At 64.6% G+C, this 17,347-nt stretch carries 18 protein-coding genes; 3 read left to right on the forward strand and 15 right to left on the reverse strand.

Translation table 11 applies throughout. The features are described 5' to 3' along the window. Positions 1 to 492: 492 nt before the first annotated feature. Complete coding sequence (locus ACK41X_RS17575; protein ID WP_409725986.1) at positions 493 to 1,017, reverse strand: hypothetical protein; 525 nt, start codon at positions 1,015 to 1,017, stop codon at positions 493 to 495. A gap of 28 nt (positions 1,018 to 1,045) precedes the next feature. Here ACK41X_RS17575 and ACK41X_RS17580 point away from each other — a divergent pair, with 28 nt between their 5' ends. Beyond that, the gene (locus ACK41X_RS17580; RefSeq protein ID WP_409725988.1) at positions 1,046 to 1,207 is read left to right on the forward strand and encodes a hypothetical protein; all 162 of its coding nucleotides are present in this window, start codon (positions 1,046 to 1,048) and stop codon (positions 1,205 to 1,207) included. 6 nt (positions 1,208 to 1,213) lie between these two features. On the opposite strand, the gene ACK41X_RS17585 is transcribed toward ACK41X_RS17580, so the two are convergent. The 6 genes from ACK41X_RS17585 to gltX form a co-directional block, all read right to left on the reverse strand. Continuing rightward, on the reverse strand, positions 1,214 to 1,396 hold the full coding sequence (locus ACK41X_RS17585; RefSeq protein ID WP_409725990.1) for a hypothetical protein: 183 nt from the start codon (positions 1,394 to 1,396) through the stop codon (positions 1,214 to 1,216). Positions 1,397 to 1,453: 57 nt separating this feature from the next. After that, positions 1,454 to 1,663 (reverse strand): hypothetical protein, encoded by a 210-nt coding sequence (locus tag ACK41X_RS17590; protein ID WP_409725991.1) that lies wholly within the window; start codon positions 1,661 to 1,663, stop codon positions 1,454 to 1,456. 200 nt (positions 1,664 to 1,863) lie between these two features. Next, the gene (locus ACK41X_RS17595; protein WP_409725993.1) at positions 1,864 to 2,796 is read right to left on the reverse strand and encodes an IS1595 family transposase; all 933 of its coding nucleotides are present in this window, start codon (positions 2,794 to 2,796) and stop codon (positions 1,864 to 1,866) included. A 205-nt stretch (positions 2,797 to 3,001) separates the two neighbouring features. Next, entirely contained in the window at positions 3,002 to 3,286 is a 285-nt protein-coding gene (locus tag ACK41X_RS17600; RefSeq protein WP_409725995.1) for a GlsB/YeaQ/YmgE family stress response membrane protein, read from the reverse strand. A 123-nt stretch (positions 3,287 to 3,409) separates the two neighbouring features. After that, positions 3,410 to 4,720, reverse strand: a complete 1,311-nt coding sequence (gene gltA, locus ACK41X_RS17605) for a citrate synthase (RefSeq protein WP_409725996.1) — start codon at positions 4,718 to 4,720, stop codon at positions 3,410 to 3,412. Between the two features lie 154 nt (positions 4,721 to 4,874). Continuing rightward, on the reverse strand, positions 4,875 to 6,311 hold the full coding sequence (gene gltX, locus ACK41X_RS17610) for a glutamate--tRNA ligase (RefSeq protein WP_409725998.1): 1,437 nt from the start codon (positions 6,309 to 6,311) through the stop codon (positions 4,875 to 4,877). Positions 6,312 to 6,555: 244 nt separating this feature from the next. Here gltX and ACK41X_RS17615 point away from each other — a divergent pair, with 244 nt between their 5' ends. Beyond that, positions 6,556 to 8,235, forward strand: a complete 1,680-nt coding sequence (locus ACK41X_RS17615; RefSeq protein ID WP_409726000.1) for a glutamine--tRNA ligase/YqeY domain fusion protein — start codon at positions 6,556 to 6,558, stop codon at positions 8,233 to 8,235. A 52-nt stretch (positions 8,236 to 8,287) separates the two neighbouring features. Then, the gene (locus tag ACK41X_RS17620; protein ID WP_409726002.1) at positions 8,288 to 10,627 is read left to right on the forward strand and encodes a ComEC/Rec2 family competence protein; all 2,340 of its coding nucleotides are present in this window, start codon (positions 8,288 to 8,290) and stop codon (positions 10,625 to 10,627) included. Here ACK41X_RS17620 and lexA read toward each other — a convergent pair. The 8 genes from lexA to ACK41X_RS17660 form a co-directional block, all read right to left on the reverse strand. After that, on the reverse strand, positions 10,610 to 11,302 hold the full coding sequence (gene lexA, locus ACK41X_RS17625) for a transcriptional repressor LexA (RefSeq protein ID WP_409726004.1): 693 nt from the start codon (positions 11,300 to 11,302) through the stop codon (positions 10,610 to 10,612). The two genes, ACK41X_RS17620 and lexA, sit on opposite strands and share 18 nt — an antisense overlap. Before the next feature lie 137 nt (positions 11,303 to 11,439). Continuing rightward, on the reverse strand, positions 11,440 to 12,651 hold the full coding sequence (gene glp / locus ACK41X_RS17630) for a gephyrin-like molybdotransferase Glp (protein ID WP_409726006.1): 1,212 nt from the start codon (positions 12,649 to 12,651) through the stop codon (positions 11,440 to 11,442). A gap of 3 nt (positions 12,652 to 12,654) precedes the next feature. Further along, a complete protein-coding gene (gene moaC, locus ACK41X_RS17635) occupies positions 12,655 to 13,152 on the reverse strand; it encodes a cyclic pyranopterin monophosphate synthase MoaC (protein ID WP_409726008.1) in 498 nt (165 codons plus the stop codon). Positions 13,153 to 13,155: 3 nt separating this feature from the next. Further along, complete coding sequence (gene trpC, locus ACK41X_RS17640; RefSeq protein ID WP_409726010.1) at positions 13,156 to 13,971, reverse strand: indole-3-glycerol phosphate synthase TrpC; 816 nt, start codon at positions 13,969 to 13,971, stop codon at positions 13,156 to 13,158. A gap of 7 nt (positions 13,972 to 13,978) precedes the next feature. Continuing rightward, positions 13,979 to 14,995 (reverse strand): anthranilate phosphoribosyltransferase, encoded by a 1,017-nt coding sequence (trpD, locus tag ACK41X_RS17645; protein ID WP_409726012.1) that lies wholly within the window; start codon positions 14,993 to 14,995, stop codon positions 13,979 to 13,981. 9 nt (positions 14,996 to 15,004) lie between these two features. After that, a complete protein-coding gene (locus tag ACK41X_RS17650; RefSeq protein ID WP_409726014.1) occupies positions 15,005 to 15,604 on the reverse strand; it encodes an anthranilate synthase component II in 600 nt (199 codons plus the stop codon). 49 nt (positions 15,605 to 15,653) lie between these two features. Next, positions 15,654 to 16,127: a GNAT family N-acetyltransferase gene (locus tag ACK41X_RS17655; RefSeq protein WP_409726016.1), complete on the reverse strand. Its 474-nt coding sequence runs from the start codon at positions 16,125 to 16,127 to the stop codon at positions 15,654 to 15,656. A 10-nt stretch (positions 16,128 to 16,137) separates the two neighbouring features. Further along, on the reverse strand, positions 16,138 to 17,347 hold a 1,210-nt coding region (locus tag ACK41X_RS17660), incomplete at its 5' end, for an anthranilate synthase component I family protein (RefSeq protein WP_409726018.1).

Below are 17,347 nucleotides of genomic sequence, written 5' to 3' on the forward strand. Positions count from 1 at the left end.
CGGCGCGATGATCCGCCACTCCGCATCACTGAGATCGAAACGGGCCATGATCTCCTCCGTCAGGAGGTTGAATCACTTTACACCCGCTTCGGGAATCCCCTTTATGGGTACAGAACCTAGTGCCGGCAGGGCGGAGTCCCGGGGCCACCCGGGAGCAGGCTCCACGTTAGAGCCGGCCCGCAGGGCGCCGCGTCCTGCTCCGTCCAGCGAACGTCTCCGGAAGACGCCCCTCGCGAGCAGGACACGCTAGGTATACTATCGCAGTTATCACCTTGACAAAAGTCCGGCTCTGAAATTGCTGAGTCAAATCAAGGGGATGGCGTGGCGCTCAATAGGAGAACGCCATGCCGGACGATCCGGTTGCAAAAACTGTCGAGATTGATGGGCTCGTTTTGCCTGAGGCGGCTCTATTGGCGGCCGAACAGGTTATTCACGAATGGGAGCGCAGCGGTTCCTATCGCGCGCTCGATGAGGTCGTGAAAATCTACCGGATCATTTCCGCTTCGATATCCCAAGCAGCTGGAACGTCAGGCCCATCAGCCTCAGATTGAGATTGTTGGTCTTGTTCACGAGGCCGTTGATGGCCCGGAGGGGCAGGTCCATAGCCTCCTTTTGGTGCCCGTCGGAAATCGAACGTATCGAGCGTCCCACAAGGGGTTTACGCGGGTCTTTGCGGTCCGACTGCCATGCAAAATGCAGAAGAATATCCCGCTGATTCTTTGCCTCGACAAGATCGCGGGAAAACTTCAATGCTTGGTCGCGCATGTAGGACAGACTGTCTTGCTGCTGAAAGCACTGGTTCCAGAATTCGATCTTTCGTTTGAGCCCAAACGGAGGCTGGATAGCCCCACCGAACTTCCGGTAAAGATAGGCCACGAGATAATTGTAGTTCTGTTCCAGGCTGCCCCAGTGGATCACGGCACGACCCACAACGATATAGCTGATAAGCTCACTGTCGGATTCGCTGGGTAGGCCAAACTCTCCCAACGGGAGTTGTCTCAACAGGGGTTCGGTCATGGTGTCCCCAAAAAAGAAGAAAGCGCCGATGCTGCAAAAGCGAAAGCGTGAAAAGGTCGAAGCCGATTTGGAATCTGGACCGCAAGTCGATCAGCGCCGCGACGACATCATGCGCAAAATGCTAGCGATGCCGCCGAAGCAGCATTCGGAAATGAAGGTACGAAAGGCCGCAGTGAAGAAGGCTAGGTAGACGGGGCTAATCTCCCGTCCCGCGGAGAACCTTGTTCATATAGGCAAATGCCTTATTCCTACTGCCTCGTGCGAAATCGGCAATCACGCTGGATATAACCGTCCTGCCATCTTCGTCGTTAAGGCGCGACTTGATAGCATCGAGAAATGCACTGATCGTTGCGCGCTCGCGGTCGTTAATCTCACCCATGTGTAGTCTCCGTTGCGGCCCTCCTACGCTAAGAGGCCGAATCGGCGCGTATAGTGATCAGCGCTGTATTAGCGGAAGTCGTATTCCATGAGCGCGCATCTGTTGCTGAACCTGCTGCACGACCAAGCTCGGATTTCTGCTCATACGGATCATGTCGTTTTCGAAGCGGTCCCATTTGGCTTTGAGATGCGCAATCTCGTTTGCCTGCGAGGCTATCATCGCGCGCATCTCTGCGATCTGCTGCTTGATTTCGTCTGAATCAGTCACGGCTCGAACTCCCTTTCTGGGTGTGAGCCGTGCAAAGACAAGCGTCCCTATGTACGGCTCGAACCGTAGGGCGCTTTCGGGGGGCCGGGCTGCTATCCCGGTTCCCCACCGAATCAGTGTGGCACCGATAATATCACGGTCTGGATTGGCGCTTTCGCCATGCCAAAAAGCGGCGCGCGGCCTGCTTTTTCGAGACAATCTTAATTAGGCCGTCGATAGGTGAGGCGCTTGCCGTCCGCGCCCTTGGCGATCAATTCGGCGCGCATCACATCATCAACGCCAAGGCCAGAGCGGTTGCTGTAGCGGAACGAAAATTCGTCAAGGTAGCGTTGCAAGTGTTGCTCACCGCAATAGTGATAAACGCCGGACATGCCCTTCTTGAAGATGCCGAAGAAATTCTCGACGTTGTTCGTGGTGTAGCCATCCTTGTTGACGTATTCGCGTCCGGTGTGGATCAGGGTTTGGTGTTCGGCAAACTGTGAGCCGATGAACGTGTAGACCGGCGCTTCGTCGGTAACGAGCGTCGCCTTGCGGCGGATGTTGGTGTAGACGATCTTCGCAACCGTCTCAGCATTTGCGCTTTCGACCTTGAAGGCACGGGCCTTGCCGGTTGACGGCTCGACAAGCGCCACAACGCTGGACTTGTGGCGCAGGCCCTTCTTGTATCCCTTCGCGCGCTTGGACGTGTTGCCATAGTAGGTTTCGTCGGCCTGCACCGGCCCGCCATTGTTCCCCATCGGGGACGGGTTGGCATCGCGCATCGCTTCACGAATGCGGTGAAGCATGAACCAAGTGGACTTGTACGAGATGCCCAGCATGCGGCTCATTTGGTGAGCGGACATGCCCTTCTTGCTGGCGGCCATAAGGTGCATCGCCAGCCACCACTTGGACAGCGGCAGCTTGGAGCGCTCGAACACGGTGCCGACCGTGACAGTGAACTGCCCTTTGCATTCGTTGCAGTAGTAGAGGCCTTCGCGGTGCGACTGCTTCTTGCCTTCGACCTTGGCAATCCGATCTTGCTTGAGGTTGCCGCAATGGGGGCAAACCGGGCCATCCGGCCAGCGCACCTTCTCAAGGTGCTGGCGGGCCTTGGCTTCGTCGGTGAAGATCGGGTTGGTGAGGTTCGCGGCCATTTGGCTATCTCCTTGACTCCATTAAGACAAACCAATCTACTTTTGTCAAGGTGATAACTGCGTATACTATCCTAATAGGAATTTTGTCAAGAGCGCGGAAGCGCGCAATTCGGCGCGGCACCCGTTCTCGGCCCTGGATTCCGGGCCCGGTGCAGCGATCTCAGGACCGTATCGCCGGTATGCCGGCTGAAGGCGGTGCGGAGACCTACTTCCCGAATTTATCCCATGCCCAGATTGCGAGCAGGACGATCAGCGAGCCGATGAAGGCCGCGACCACGTCGCGCAGCGAAATCGAAATCCGGTCGAGGTTCGGGAAAAGTCCCAACAGCCGGAACAGAAAGCCGCCGACCAGCGCGCCGACAAGGCCGAGCGCGGCATTGCGCCAGATCCCGAAACCGGCCTTGTGCCAGGTGATGGCGTAGCCTGCGAGCGTGCCGCCGATCAGGCCCACGGCAATCCACACGATCAATTGCGAGAGTGTCGGCATCATCGTTCGTCTCCCCGCCTGCTGCACACGGCGAACGCGAATCTATACGCAAACAGCACCATTCCAGAAAGCAAAAGGCCGGCTGCGAGAGCCGGCCTTTCAAAAACCTGGGACTAACCCGAATAATCAGGCCTTGCGCGTCGAGATCGGCACGTAATCGCGGCGCGGCGAGCCGGTATAGAGCTGGCGCGGGCGGCCGATCTTCTGCTGCGGATCCTCGATCATTTCCTTCCATTGCGCGATCCAGCCGACGGTGCGGGCGACCGCAAACAGCACGGTGAACATCGAGGTCGGGAAGCCCATCGCCTTCAGCGTGATGCCGGAATAGAAGTCGATATTCGGATAGAGCTTCTTCTCGATGAAATAGTCGTCGTGCAGCGCGATGCGTTCGAGCTCCATCGCCACCTGCAAAAGCGGGTCGTCCTGGTGGCCGACCTCGGCGAGAACCTCGTGGCAGGTCTTCTGCATGATCTTGGCGCGCGGATCGTAATTCTTGTAGACCCGGTGGCCGAAGCCCATGAGGCGGAACGGATCGTTCTTGTCCTTGGCGCGCTTCACATATTCGGGAATGCGGTCGACGGTGCCGATCTCGGTCAGCATCTTCAGGGCGGCCTCGTTGGCGCCGCCATGGGCGGGGCCCCAGAGGCAGGCGACGCCGGCCGCAATGCAGGCGAACGGATTGGCGCCCGAGGAGCCGGCGAGCCGCACCGTCGAGGTCGAGGCGTTCTGCTCGTGGTCCGCATGCAGGATGAAGATGCGGTCCATGGCGCGCGCCAGCACCGGATTGGCGCGGTATTCCTCGCACGGCACCGCGAAGCACATTTTCAGGAAGTTCGACGAATAATCGAGCGCATTGGTCGGATAGATGAAGGGCTGGCCGATCGTGTACTTGTAGGCCATCGCGGCGAGCGTCGGCAGCTTCGCGATCATGCGGATCGAGGCGACGAGCCGCTGATACGGATCGGAGATGTCGGTGGAGTCGTGATAGAAGGCCGACAGCGCGCCGACCGATCCGACCATCACCGCCATCGGATGCGCGTCGCGGCGGAAGCCCTGGAAGAAGCGGCTCATCTGCTCGTGCACCATGGTGTGGTTGGTCACGCGCTTGACGAAATCCGCCTTCTGGGTCGCCGTCGGCAATTCGCCGAACAGGAGGAGATAGCAGGTCTCCAGAAAGTCGCCGTGCTCGGCGAGCTGCTCGATCGGATAGCCGCGATACAGCAGGATGCCTTCGTCGCCGTCGATATAGGTGATCTTGGATTCGCAGCTCGCGGTCGAGGTGAAGCCGGGATCGTAGGTGAACATCCCGGTGGCGCCATAAAGCTTCGAGATGTCGATGACGTCGGGACCGATGGTGCCGGTCTTGACCGGGAAATCGTGGCTGTCGCCGCCGACCGTGACCTTTGCGGTTTTTGCGCTTGCCGTTTTCGCGTCCATCGGCGTCCTCTTGCAAGAAATCCGGATTCTGAGCGCCACGGGCCGGTCGCATTCCGACCGGCTCTTCAGCCCATGACCCGGGGAATTGGTCCAGCGCAGGTGGCGTAGCCCATCCCTTTCCGCGCTGCAAGATGGGCAACGGTAGTCCGGTGTTTCAGGCTGCGGCCGACCCGCCGGCGGTCGCCTGATCGCGGATTCGCGCAATGCTTTCGGCCTGGCCGAGCACTGCGAGCACGTCGAAAATACCGGGCGATGTGGCCCGGCCGGTCAGCGCCGCGCGCAGCGGCTGCGCCACGCTGCCCAGTTTCACATTCACGGAATCGGCATAGTCGCGCACCGCGGCTTCGGTGGATTGCGCCGACCAATCCCGCAACGTCTCGAAATGCGGGACAAGGCCGTCGAGCAGACGGCGCGCTTCGGGGGTAAGCAGCGCTTTCGCCTTGTCCTCCATCGACACCGGGCGGCCGGCCCAGATGAAGCGCGACTGGTCGAGCAGGTCGACCAGCGTCTTGGCGCGTTCCTTCAGGCCGGGCATGGCGCGCAGCAGCTGGCCGCGCAATGCCCCGTCCAGCTTTGCGGCAAGTTCCGCGCCGCCCTCAATGAAGGGCAGGGCGCGCTCGAATTGCGCAAGAAGGTCCGCATCCGGCATTTGCCGCATGTAATGGCCGTTGAGGCTTTCAAGCTTCACGAAGTCGAAGCGCGCGGCCGAGCGGCCGATCTGCGGCAGGTCGAACAGCTCGATCATCTCCTGCGTCGAGAAAATCTCCTGATCGCCATGGCTCCAGCCGAGCCGCACCAGATAATTGCGCAAGGCCTCGGGCAGATAGCCGCGGGCCCGATAGGCATCGACGCCGAGCGCACCGTGACGCTTCGACAGCTTCGAGCCGTCCGGCCCGTGGATCAGCGGGATATGCGCCATGACCGGAACCGGCCAGCCCAGCGCCTCATAGATCTGGGTCTGGCGCGCGGCGTTGGTCAGGTGGTCGTCGCCGCGAATGATATGGGTGACGCCCATGTCGTGATCGTCGACCACGACCGCGAGCATATAGGTCGGGTTGCCGTCGGAGCGCAGCAGCACGAGGTCGTCGAGATCCTCGTTCTGCCAGACCACACGGCCCTGGACCTGATCCTCGATCACGGTCTCGCCGGTGAGCGGCGACTTCAGGCGGATCACCGGCTTGACGCCTTCGGGCGCGTCTGCGGGGTCGCGGTCGCGCCAGCGCCCGTCATAGAGCCTTGCCTTGCCCCTGGCGCGTGCGGCTTCGCGCATCTGCGCAAGCTCCTCGGCGCTGGCATAGCAACGATAGGCGCGGCCCGTGGCCAGGAGCTGTTCGGCCACCTCGCGGTGGCGGGCGGCCCGCGCATATTGGTAGACGACATCGCCGTCCCAGGCGATGCCGAGCCAGGTGAGGCCGTCGATGATGGCCTCGATCGCGGCCTCGGTGGAGCGCTCGCGGTCGGTGTCCTCGATCCGCAGCAGCATCTTGCCGCCGCGGCCGCGCGCATAGAGCCAATTGAACAGTGCGGTGCGGGCCCCGCCGATATGCAGAAAACCGGTTGGCGAGGGGGCGAAGCGGGTTACGACGGTCATCCGGCGGGAATGGTTCGGTTAGGGTTTTGCCCGTCTAACATGGGGGCGCGGCTTCCGAAACAGCGCTTTGCCGCTCATTGCGGCAATGACGGGGCAAGGTTAGCCGAACCTCGCCGCTGTCCGGGGCGGCGGCGCATGCGCGCTGGACGCGCCGGCCTAAGGGCAAAACAACGCGGCGCTTGGCGCGCCGGGCCGAATTTGGCAGAGAGGCGCGCTGCGGCATGCGCGCGAGAGAGACGATAAGATGGCGGCGGACGAGACTTCGGAGGCGGGACGCGACTTCATCCGCGACATCGTGCAGGCCGATCTCGATTCGGGCCGGCACACGAGCGTGGTGACGCGGTTTCCCCCCGAACCGAACGGCTATCTGCATATCGGCCACGCCAAGTCGATCGCGCTGAATTTCGGCATCGCGCAGGAATTCGGCGGGCGCTGCCACCTGCGTTTCGACGACACCAATCCGGTCAAGGAGGAGCAGGAATATATCGACGCGATCAAGGCCGATGTGCGCTGGCTCGGCTACGATTGGGGCGAGCATCTCTATCACGCCTCCGACTATTTCGAGCAGCTCTATGAATGGGCCGAGCGTCTGATCCGGGACGGCAAGGCCTATGTCGACGACCAGTCGCCGGATGAAATGCGCGCGGCCCGCGGCACGCTGACCGAACCCGGCAGGAATTCGCCGTTCCGCGACCGCTCGGTCGAGGAAAATCTCGACCTGTTTCGCCGCATGCGGGCCGGCGAATTCCCCAACGGCGCCCGCGTGCTGCGCGCCAAGATCGACATGGCGTCCGGCAATATCAACCTGCGCGACCCGGTGCTGTACCGCATCCTGCACGCCACCCATCCGCGCACGGGCGATGCCTGGAAAATCTATCCGAGCTATGACTATGCGCACGGCCAGTCGGATGCGATCGAGCACATCACGCACTCGATCTGCACGCTGGAATTCGAGGATCACCGGCCGCTCTATGACTGGTTCATCGAAAACCTGCCGGTGCCGTCGCGCCCGCGCCAGTACGAATTTGCCCGGCTAAACCTGACCTATACGGTGCTGTCCAAGCGCGTGCTGAACCGGCTGGTGCAGGACAAGCATGTGTCGGGCTGGGACGATCCGCGGATGCCGACGCTCGCCGGCTTGCGCCGCCGCGGCGTGCCGCCGGCCGCCTTGCGCGATTTCGTCAAGCGCATCGGCGTCGCCAAGGCGAACAGCATCGTCGATATCCAGATGCTCGACTTCTCGATCCGCGAGACGCTGAACAGGACCGCGCTGCGCCGCATGGCGGTGCTTCGCCCGCTCAAGGTGGTGATCGAGAATTATCCGGACGGACAGAGCGAAGAACTCGAAGCCGCCAACCATCCGGACGATGCCAGCGCCGGCAGCCGCACGATCCGGTTCGGCCGCGAGCTTTTCATCGAGCGCGACGACTTCATGGAGAATCCGCCGAAGAAGTTCTTCCGCCTGTCGCCGGGCAGCGAAGTGCGGCTGCGCTATGCGTTTTTTATCACCTGCCGCGAGGTGGTGAAGGACGCGGCGGGCGAGGTCGTGGCGCTGCGCTGCACTTACGATCCGGCGACCCGCGGCGGCAACGCGCCCGACGGCCGCAAGGTCAAGGCGACCATTCACTGGGTCTCGGCGCAGGATGCGGTCCCCGCGGAAGTGCGGCTCTACAATCCGCTGTTCGTGCGGCCGGATCCGGATGCGGCCAATTTCGTCGCCGATCTCAATCCGGAATCGCTCGAAATCCTGCCGGATGCGAAGCTCGAACCTGCGATCCTCGCGGACAATTCAGCGGAGCCCATGCAGTTCGAACGGCAGGGCTATTTCGTCCGCGATCGCGATTCCAGGCCGGGCCGTCCGGTCTTCAACCGCACCATCGGGCTGCGCGACAGCTACGCCAAGGCGGTTGGCGCAGGCGGCTGATTCGAATTTGATGTAGGCTCAACCTCCGGTGGCGTGCCGGGGGCGGGGCTGCATGACGGGTGAGGACGATCCGGGAGGCCGGGCGCGCGCAGGCCGCGGAACGGCGCGCGCGGGCACGTCCACCTGGCCGCTTGGCGCCCGAGGTCGTTCCGCGGCGCCACCCTGGCTTGACGCAGCGGCCGCGCCCTTCGCGCAAGGCGCAGGCGCGCGGCTCGCACGATGGACCGCGCACGACGTTGCACCGGGGCGGCTGGTGCCGTGGCTGCCGGTCGCCTTCGGCGTCGGGGTGATCCTGTATTTTTCGGCGGATCGTGAGCCGCATTTATGGGCCGGGCTGGCTGTCACGGCGATCGCGGCGGTGCTATGCGTCGCGGCACGGGCAAAACCTCTGGCTTTCGCGCTGACGCTCGCCGCGACGATGCTCGGGCTCGGCTTCACGCTCGCAACCTGGAAGGCGGCCCGGATCGCGCATCCGGTTCTGACGGCGCCCGCTTTCAATGTGAGCCTGTCGGGCTTTGTCGAGCGGCGCGAAGAGCGCGAGCGCACCGACCGCATCGTCATCCGCGTCCACCGCATCAGCGGCGCAAGACTGGACACCAGGCTCGAACGGGTGCGCGTCTCGGTCCGCAAGGGGATGGCGCCGGAGGTCGCCTCATTCGTCGAATTGCGCGCGCGTCTCAGCCCGCCGCTCGGGCCGTTGCGGCCGGGCGGCTATGATTTCGCCCGCGATCTGTATTTCCAGCGGATCGGGGCAACCGGTTTTGTGCTGGGCGCGATCCGCGAAGCTGCGCCGCCCGAACCGCCGGGTCTGTGGCTGCGCGCCGCCGCAGCGATCGGTTCGCTCCGCGACGCGATCGACGCGCGCATCCGCGCCGCGGTGCCGGGCGACAAGGGCGCGATCGCCTCGGCGTTGATCACCGGCAAGCGCGGCGCGATTTCGTCATCGATCAGCGAGGCGATGTATGTGTCGAGCCTCGCGCATGTGCTGGCGATTTCCGGCTATCACATGGCGGTGGTCGCGGGCATCGCTTTCTTCGTGTTTCGTGCGGGGCTGGCGCTGATTCCTGCGGTCGCCAGCCGCTACCCGATCAAGAAATGGGCGGCCCTTGCGGCGCTCGCCATGGCCTCGTTCTATCTGTTGCTGTCGGGCGGTGCGGTCGCGACCCAGCGCGCCTACATCATGACGGCGATCGTCCTGATCGGGGTGATGTTCGACCGACCCGCGCTGACGCTTCGCACGATCTGCGTTGCGGCTCTGGTGCTGCTTGCAATCACGCCGGAAGCCATCGTGCATCCAAGCTTCCAGATGTCGTTTGCGGCGACGCTGGCGCTGGTCGCGGTCTATGAACGCGGCCTGCCCTGGATCTCCGCCGAGCCCGGCTCGCCGCTTGCGGCGCGCATCGCGCTCTGGGGCGGCCGCGAAATCGCAGCGGTCATTGTCGCCTCGCTGGTGGCGGGCGGCGCCACCACATTGTTTGCCGCCTATCATTTTCATCGGCTCGCGCCCTACGGCATTGTTGCCAATCTGTGTGCGATGCCTGCGGTCTCGATCTGGGTGATGCCGTCGGGATTGCTGGGTCTTGCGATGCTCCCGTTCGGTTTCGACCGGCCGTTCTGGTGGCTGATGGGCGAGGGGATCGGCTGGATGATCTCGGTCGCAGCCTTTGTGACCAGCCTGCCCGGCGCGGTCGGGCGGATACCGGCTTTCGGAACAGCGCCGCTGCTTCTCGGCACTGCGGGGCTCGTGGTGCTGTGCCTGTTGCGCTCGCCGCTGCGCTGGTCGGGCGCGGGGCTCGTGCTGCTGTGTGTTGCGCTCGCCTGGGCTACGTCCCGCCCGGACATTCTGGTTTCGGCGGACGCCGGGATGGTGGCGGTCCGCGATGCCTCTGGCACGCTGCGGGTGATGGCGAATCGGCGCGATGCGTTTGCGCTGCGCGAGTGGCTGGCGGCCGATGGCGATGCGCGCGATGCGGCCGACGCGACGCTGGCCGAGGGTGTGCGCTGCGATGCCGAGGGCTGCGTCGCGCGGCTTTCCGACGGTCGCCCCATCGCGCTTGCAAAAACCGCGGAGGCGGTCAACGAGGATTGCGAAACGGCGAGCTTTGTGGTCACCGCGCGCAACGCCCCGCCGCATTGCGGCGTGCCGATCGTCGACCGCAATGCAGTCCGCGCCGGCGGCGCTGCCGCGGCGCGCATTGCGGACGGACGTTTCGTCATGGACTGGGCGCGGCCGCAGACCTATCGCAGGCCATGGACCCCGCAGCAGCCTGCCGCTGCCCAGCCGCCGGTCTCGCGGCCGGCGGTCGCGCCACGCGATGCGACGCCACGTCCGGCAGACCTCGAGCCGGAGGATGCGCCGGGACACGCTTCGCCGTCAGTAGCGCCGGAGTAGGCCGACCAGCTTGCCCTGAATGCGCACCCGCGTCGGCGGCAGGATCCGGACTTCATACGACGTGTTAGCCGGTTCAAGCGCGATGGACGCGCCGCGGCGGCGGAAACGCTTCAGCGTGGCCTCTTCATCGTCGATCAGGGCCACCACGATATCGCCGGTATCGGCGGCGTCGGACTTGCGGATCAGGACGGTGTCGCCATCGAGGATGCCGGCATCGATCATCGAATCGCCGCGCACTTCGAGTGCGAAATGATCGCCCGACGACAGCATGTCCGGCGGCACGCTGATGGTGTGGCTCTTGGTCTGGATCGCCTCGATCGGCGTGCCCGCGGCGATGCGGCCCATGACGGGAATTGCAACCGGGCGGCCGCCCTCATCCTCGGAGGCCGTCCGCACCCGGCCGAGATTGCCTTCGATGACGCTCGGCGTGAAACCGCGCCGCGGTCCGGAGGGATTGACCGAGTCGGGCAGCTTGATCACTTCGATGGCGCGGGCGCGGTTGGGCAGCCGGCGGATGAATCCGCGCTCTTCCAGCGCGGTAATCAGCCGGTGGATTCCGGACTTGGAGCGCAAATCGAGCGCGTCCTTCATTTCGTCGAAAGACGGCGGTACGCCGGCTTCCTTGAGGCGATCATTGATGAATCGCAGAAGCTCGAACTGCTTGCGGGTCAGCATGCCACCGTGTCTCCCCGGCCCGGCATTCGGGTTGATGGAACCAACTCAACGAATGCGAAACAAATCATGAACGAACACTATATGTTCGATATGTGTTCCGCAAGCCCTTAATTTGAAGTGAAGAATGCGACAGGCTGCTACAGGGGAAGCTTCATGATTGCGCAGGGCGAGCCGGCCAGCGCCTTTGGCGCATGCGCCTCTCGCACGATCAGGCAGTCGGCCTCGGCAAGGAACCGGGTCATCGAGGAATCCTGGACCGGGAAGGCGGTTGCGACCAGCGCGCCGCGGGACGAGCGCGACAGTTTGGCCCGCAGATAATCCTCGCGCTCGTCGTTTTCCGACAGGTCGCTGCCGAGCAGAGCGTGGTCCGGCTGAGCGATGGCATCGGTGCGGCCGGTCAGTGTCCGCAGCAGCGGCACGAGAAACAGATAGGCGCAGACAAAGGCCGAGACCGGGTTGCCCGGCAGGCCGAGCACATGGATCGGTCCGAGCCGTCCATGCATCAGCGGGCGGCCGGGGCGCATTGCGATCTTCCAGAATGACAATGCCATGCCCTCGGCGGTCAGCGCCTGCTGCACGACATCGTAATCGCCGACCGACGCGCCGCCCATGGTCACGAGCACATCGACCCGCCGCATCCGGGCATCCTGGATCGCCCTGACGGTGTCGTCGATGCGGTCGCGGGCGATGCCGAGGTCGGTCACCTCGGCGCCTTCCTGCCGCGCGAGTGCGGCGACCGAATATCCGTTCGAATAGACGATCTGGCCGGGGCCGGGCTTGCGTCCGGGCAGCACTAGTTCGTCCCCGGTCGCAAGCAGCGCGATCCGCGGCTTGCGATAGACGGGCAGGAACGGGTGGTTCATGGCGGCGGCAAGCGAGATGTCGCGTCCGGTGAGCAGGCGGCCGCGGGCGAGAAGCGTTTCGCCTTCGCTGAAATCAAGACCGGCCCGGCGGATGTGCCGGCCCTTTTCGGGGAGTTTGGCGATGATGACGCTGTCGCCCTCGCGGCGGGTCTGTTCCTGCACGACAATGGTATCGGCGCCCGCCGGCACTTCGCCGCCGGTGAAAATGCGCACCGCCTGCCCCGCCTTCACCGCGCCGTCGAACGGCCGGCCGGCAGCGACTTCGCCGGCCACCGTCAGATCGATCGGCACCGAGGTCACGTCCTCGGCGCGGATCGCGTAGCCGTCCATGGCCGACACGTCGGCCGGAGGCTGGCTGCGCAGCGACCGCAAATCCTCCGCAAGCACCCGCCGGTGCGCCTCGGTGATCGGCACGCGTTCGGCGGGCAGGGCGTTCGCCTGCGCCAGGATTCGTTGCAGAGCATCGGCGACCGGCAGCAGCGCCATCGGCTAGTCCTTCGCCTTGTATGGCCCGGACTTGCCGCCGGATTTTTCGACCAGACGAATGCCCTCGATGCGCATGCCGCGTTCGGCGGCCTTGACCATGTCGTAGATGGTCAGACACGCCACCGACACCGCGGTCAGCGCCTCCATTTCCACGCCGGTTTGTCCCGCGACCTTCACGGTTGCGCGCACCGCAATTCCGGGAAGGGACTGGTCCGGCGCGAGATCGACGGCGACCTGCGACAGCGCCAGCGGATGGCACAGCGGGATCAGATCGTGGGTGCGCTTGGCCGCCATGATGCCGGCGATGCGTGCGGTGCCGAGCACGTCGCCCTTCTTGGCGTTGCCGGAGATGACGAGCGCAAGCGTCTCCGGCGTCATGATGACGCGACCCTCGGCCATGGCGACCCGCTCTGTCACCGTCTTGTCGGAGACATCGACCATGCGCGCCTCGCCGGAGGCGCCGAGATGGGTCAGTGTCTTTCCGCTCGTGCTTTCAGTCATGATCTAGCTCGCCGCCGCACGCAGCCCGGGCCGCGCCAGCAGCGTCCGGGTGGCCTCGGTGACGTCGGATGCGCGCATCAGGCTCTCGCCGATCAGAAAGGTGGAAATGCCGGCGTCCGACAAGAGCGCGAGATCGGCGGGGGTGAAGATGCCGCTCTCGCCGACGATCAGGCGGTCGCGCGGCACTTTTGGCGCGAGCGCGCGGCCGACATCGAGCGAGGTTTCGAAGGTGCGCAGATTGCGGTTATTGATGCCGATCAGACGCGAACGCAGCTTCAGCGCGCGAGCGAGTTCGGCTTCGTCATGGACCTCGATCAGCGCATCCATGCCGTAGGATTGCGCGGCCGATTCAAGGTCGTGCGCCAGCGCATCGTCGACCGCCGCCATGATGATGAGGATGCAGTCGGCGCCCCAGGCGCGGGCTTCTGCGACCTGATAGGTGTCGTACATGAAATCCTTGCGCAACGCGGGCAGCGACGTCGCTGTGCGGGCTGCGGTCAGGAAGTCCGGACGGCCCTGGAACGAGGGCGTGTCGGTGAGCACGGAGAGACAGGCCGCGCCGCCGGCTTCATAGGCCCTGGCGATCGCGACCGGATCGAAGTCGGCGCGGATCAGTCCCTTCGACGGACTCGCCTTCTTCACCTCGGCAATCAATGCATAATGGCCGGCTGCGAGCTTCCTCTCGATGGCGCCGCAAAAGCTGCGGACGGGCGACGCCGTGCGCGCTTCGGCGTCGAGCGTGGCGGGGCTCTTGCCGCGCTTGGCGGCGGCGATCTCCTCGCGCTTATAGGCCTCGATCTTGGTCAGGATGTCGGCCATCGCGCCCTCACGAATTCGACACGGCGATCAGGCGGTCGAGGCGCGCGCGCGCGGCGCCGGTCGACAACGCCTTCCTCGCCTGTTCGGCGCCGTCCTTCAAATCCTTCGCGACACCGGCAACCACCAACGCCGCCGCCGCATTCATCACCGCGACATCGCGGTACGCGCCGGGTTTGTCCTCCAGCACCGCCTTCAGCGCCTCGGCATTGTGCTCGGCATCGCCGCCGCGCAGAGCCTCCGGCTTCACCGGCTCGACCCCGATATCGGCCGGCGCGATCTCGAAGGTCCGGATCGTGCCGTTCTCGAGCGCAGCGACGGCGGTCGGTCCCGAGGTCGTGATCTCGTCGAGCCCGTCCGAGCCATGCACCACCCAGACCGAGTCCGAGCCCAGAATTTTCAGCACCTGCGCCAGCGGTTCGATCCATTGCCGCGAGAACACCCCGACCAGCTGGCGGGTGACGCTCGCCGGATTGGAGAGCGGCCCGAGCAGATTGAAAATCGTGCGGGTGCCGAGTTCGACGCGCGTCGCGCCGACATTTTTCATCGCCGGGTGATGCGCGGGCGCGAACATGAAGCCGATGCCGGCTTCGTAAATACAGCGGGTGATTTCGTCGGGGCGCAGGTCGATCTTGATGCCCAGCGCCGTCAGCACGTCGGCGGCGCCGGATTTCGATGACAGCGCGCGGTTGCCGTGCTTGGCGACCGGCACGCCGGCGCCGGCGACGATGAAGGCCGCGCAGGTCGAGATGTTGTAGGAGCCAGAGGCGTCGCCGCCGGTGCCGACCACGTCGATGGCGCCGGGCGGTGCTGCGACCTTGGTCATCTTGGCGCGCATGGTGCTGACTGCGCCGGTGATCTCGTCGACGCTCTCGCCGCGCACACGCAGCGCCATCAGAAGTCCGCCCATCTGCGAGGGCGTCGCCTCGCCCGACATCATCCGGTCGAAGGCGAGCGCGGCTTCCTCGCGCGACAATGCGGCGCCGGACGCGGCCTTGGCGATCAATGCCTTGAATTCGTCGGCCATGCGGCGTCCTCAATGCAAGCTGCGCCGCGCGCCGTTCCAGGCGGCGGCGAGGTCGAGAAAATTCTTCAGGATCAGGTGCCCGTGCTCGGAGGCGATGCTTTCGGGATGAAACTGCACGCCATGCAGCGGCAGGGATTGATGCGCGAGACCCATGACCAATCCGTCGGCGGTTTCCGCCGTGACATCGAGGTCGTCCGGCATGGTGTCGCGGCGGACCACGAGGGAATGATAGCGCGTCGCCTTGAATGGCCCGTTTATGCCGCGAAACACGCTGCGGCCTTGGTGACGGATGTCGGAAACCTTGCCATGGACCGGGGAGGGTGCCCGCACCACCTCGCCGCCAAAGGCCTGGCCGATGGCCTGATGGCCAAGGCACACGCCGAGAATCGGGATGGTGTCCTTGGCCTTCTTGATCAGGTCGAGACAGATGCCGGCTTCGTTCGGGGTGCAGGGACCTGGCGAGAGCACGATCGCCTCCGGTTTCAACGCCAACGCCTCATCCGGGGTGAGGCTGTCGTTCCGGCACACGCACATGTCGGCGCCGAGCCCGCCCAGATAATGGACGAGGTTGAAAGTAAAGCTGTCGTAGTTGTCGATCAGAAGGATCATGCGGCAGCCCCGGCGTGTCGGGGGTCTTAGACTACGGGTTCCGAAAGGGTCAAGGCGAGCCGGTTTTCAGCTCAAGGGTCATGAAAACGCTGTTCGGATCCGGGACATAGTCGCCGAACGGCTGGCACTCGGTGAAGCCGTGGCTCCGGTACAGCGCCACGGCAGGCTTGAAATAAGGCCATGAGCCGGTGTCCAGGCTGAGGCGGGAGAAGCCGGCCGCGCGCGCCTCGGCGATGATGTGTTCCACCATGATGCGGGCGACGCCGCGGCGCCGGTGACTCTCGGCGGTGTACATCGATTTGACCTCGCCGTGCTCGGCATTCAATCGCATCAACGCGCCGATGCCGGCGAGACGCTCTGCGTCATGCAGGGTCCAGACGCGGACCGCCGGCGATTTCAAACCGGACCGGTCGAGCGCATGCGACGAGCCAAGACCGGACTCCGCCCGCGCCCGCGTCACATGGACATCCAGCATCGCGATCACATCGGGAGCGTCGAGGTCTGCCGGGACAATGCGAAACATGGGCGCGCGCCTATTGTCCCCGCCCGGCGCGGCTGGCAAAGCGCCGCGCTTCTTCCGCGGCGCGGAACAGCGCCTTCGCCTTGTTGATGCATTCCTGCTGCTCGGCGGCCGGATCGCTGTCGGCGACGATGCCGGCGCCGGCCTGCACATACATGGTGCCGTCCTTGATCACCGCGGTGCGCAGCACGATGCAGGTATCCATGTCGCCGGCGGCCGAGAAATAGCCGACGCAGCCGGCATAGATGCCGCGCTTTTCCTTCTCCAGTTCGTCGATGATCTGCATCGCGCGCACCTTCGGCGCGCCGGACACGGTGCCGGCCGGAAATCCGGCGATCAGCGCATCGAGGGCATCGTGTCGGTCGGCGAGTTCGCCCTCGACATTGGACACGATGTGCATCACCTGGCTGTAGCGCTCGATGAAGAACTTGCCGGTGACGTCGACCGACCCGATCTTCGCGACCCGTCCGACGTCGTTGCGTCCGAGATCGAGCAGCATCAGATGCTCGGCCAGCTCTTTCGGGTCGGCGAGCAAGTCGCGCTCCAGCGCTGCATCTTCATGCGGCGTCGCACCGCGCGGCCGCGTTCCGGCGATCGGGCGGATGGTGACGCGGCGTTCGCGCACGCGCACCAGAATTTCCGGGCTCGACCCTGCGATCGCCAGCGCGCCGAAATCGAGGAAATACAGAAAGGGAGCCGGATTGACCCGCCGCAGCGCCCGGTACAGCGAGAAGGGCGAGAGATCGAACGGCGCTTCGAAGCGCTGCGCCAGCACCACCTGAAAGATGTCGCCTGCGGCAATGTAATCCTTGGCGCGGGCGACCATCGCGGCATATTCGGCGGGGCTTGTATTGGAGACCGCGGTCGCAGCGATGCTGCCGGCATGGTCTTCGCGAAAGGATTTGGGCAACGGCGCGTCGAGCCGGTCGACGATTGCGCCAAGGCGTTCGGTGGCGCGCGCCAGAGCAGCTTTCGCCGACACGCCCGGCTCGGGCCGCACCGGCGTCACCAGCGTGATCTGGTCGGTCACCGAATCGAACACGACGACGATGGTCGGACGGATCAGCAGCGCGTCCGCGCTGCCGAGCGGATCGGGATTGACGTTGGGCAGGTGCTCCATCTGCCGCACCATGTCGTAGCCGAGATAGCCGAACAGGCCGGCCGCCGGCGGCGGCAGGAAACCGGGCAACGCGATCCGGCTCTCGGCGATCAGGGCGCGCAGC

The organism is Pseudorhodoplanes sp. (assembly GCF_046289595.1).
GTDB lineage: Bacteria > Pseudomonadota > Alphaproteobacteria > Rhizobiales > Xanthobacteraceae > Pseudorhodoplanes.

Coding starts and splice junctions, on each gene's coding strand:
- ACK41X_RS17575 (WP_409725986.1), bottom strand. CDS start 1,017: ATGACCGAACCCCTGTTGAGACAACTCCCGTTGGGAGAGTTTGGCCTA.
- ACK41X_RS17580 (WP_409725988.1), top strand. CDS start 1,046: ATGCTGCAAAAGCGAAAGCGTGAAAAGGTCGAAGCCGATTTGGAATCT.
- ACK41X_RS17585 (WP_409725990.1), bottom strand. CDS start 1,396: ATGGGTGAGATTAACGACCGCGAGCGCGCAACGATCAGTGCATTTCTC.
- ACK41X_RS17595 (WP_409725993.1), bottom strand. CDS start 2,796: ATGGCCGCGAACCTCACCAACCCGATCTTCACCGACGAAGCCAAGGCC.
- ACK41X_RS17600 (WP_409725995.1), bottom strand. CDS start 3,286: ATGATGCCGACACTCTCGCAATTGATCGTGTGGATTGCCGTGGGCCTG.
- gltA (WP_409725996.1), bottom strand. CDS start 4,720: ATGGACGCGAAAACGGCAAGCGCAAAAACCGCAAAGGTCACGGTCGGC.
- gltX (WP_409725998.1), bottom strand. CDS start 6,311: ATGACCGTCGTAACCCGCTTCGCCCCCTCGCCAACCGGTTTTCTGCAT.
- ACK41X_RS17615 (WP_409726000.1), top strand. CDS start 6,556: ATGGCGGCGGACGAGACTTCGGAGGCGGGACGCGACTTCATCCGCGAC.
- ACK41X_RS17620 (WP_409726002.1), top strand. CDS start 8,288: ATGACGGGTGAGGACGATCCGGGAGGCCGGGCGCGCGCAGGCCGCGGA.
- lexA (WP_409726004.1), bottom strand. CDS start 11,302: ATGCTGACCCGCAAGCAGTTCGAGCTTCTGCGATTCATCAATGATCGC.
- glp (WP_409726006.1), bottom strand. CDS start 12,651: ATGGCGCTGCTGCCGGTCGCCGATGCTCTGCAACGAATCCTGGCGCAG.
- moaC (WP_409726008.1), bottom strand. CDS start 13,152: ATGACTGAAAGCACGAGCGGAAAGACACTGACCCATCTCGGCGCCTCC.
- trpC (WP_409726010.1), bottom strand. CDS start 13,971: ATGGCCGACATCCTGACCAAGATCGAGGCCTATAAGCGCGAGGAGATC.
- trpD (WP_409726012.1), bottom strand. CDS start 14,995: ATGGCCGACGAATTCAAGGCATTGATCGCCAAGGCCGCGTCCGGCGCC.
- ACK41X_RS17650 (WP_409726014.1), bottom strand. CDS start 15,604: ATGATCCTTCTGATCGACAACTACGACAGCTTTACTTTCAACCTCGTC.
- ACK41X_RS17655 (WP_409726016.1), bottom strand. CDS start 16,127: ATGTTTCGCATTGTCCCGGCAGACCTCGACGCTCCCGATGTGATCGCG.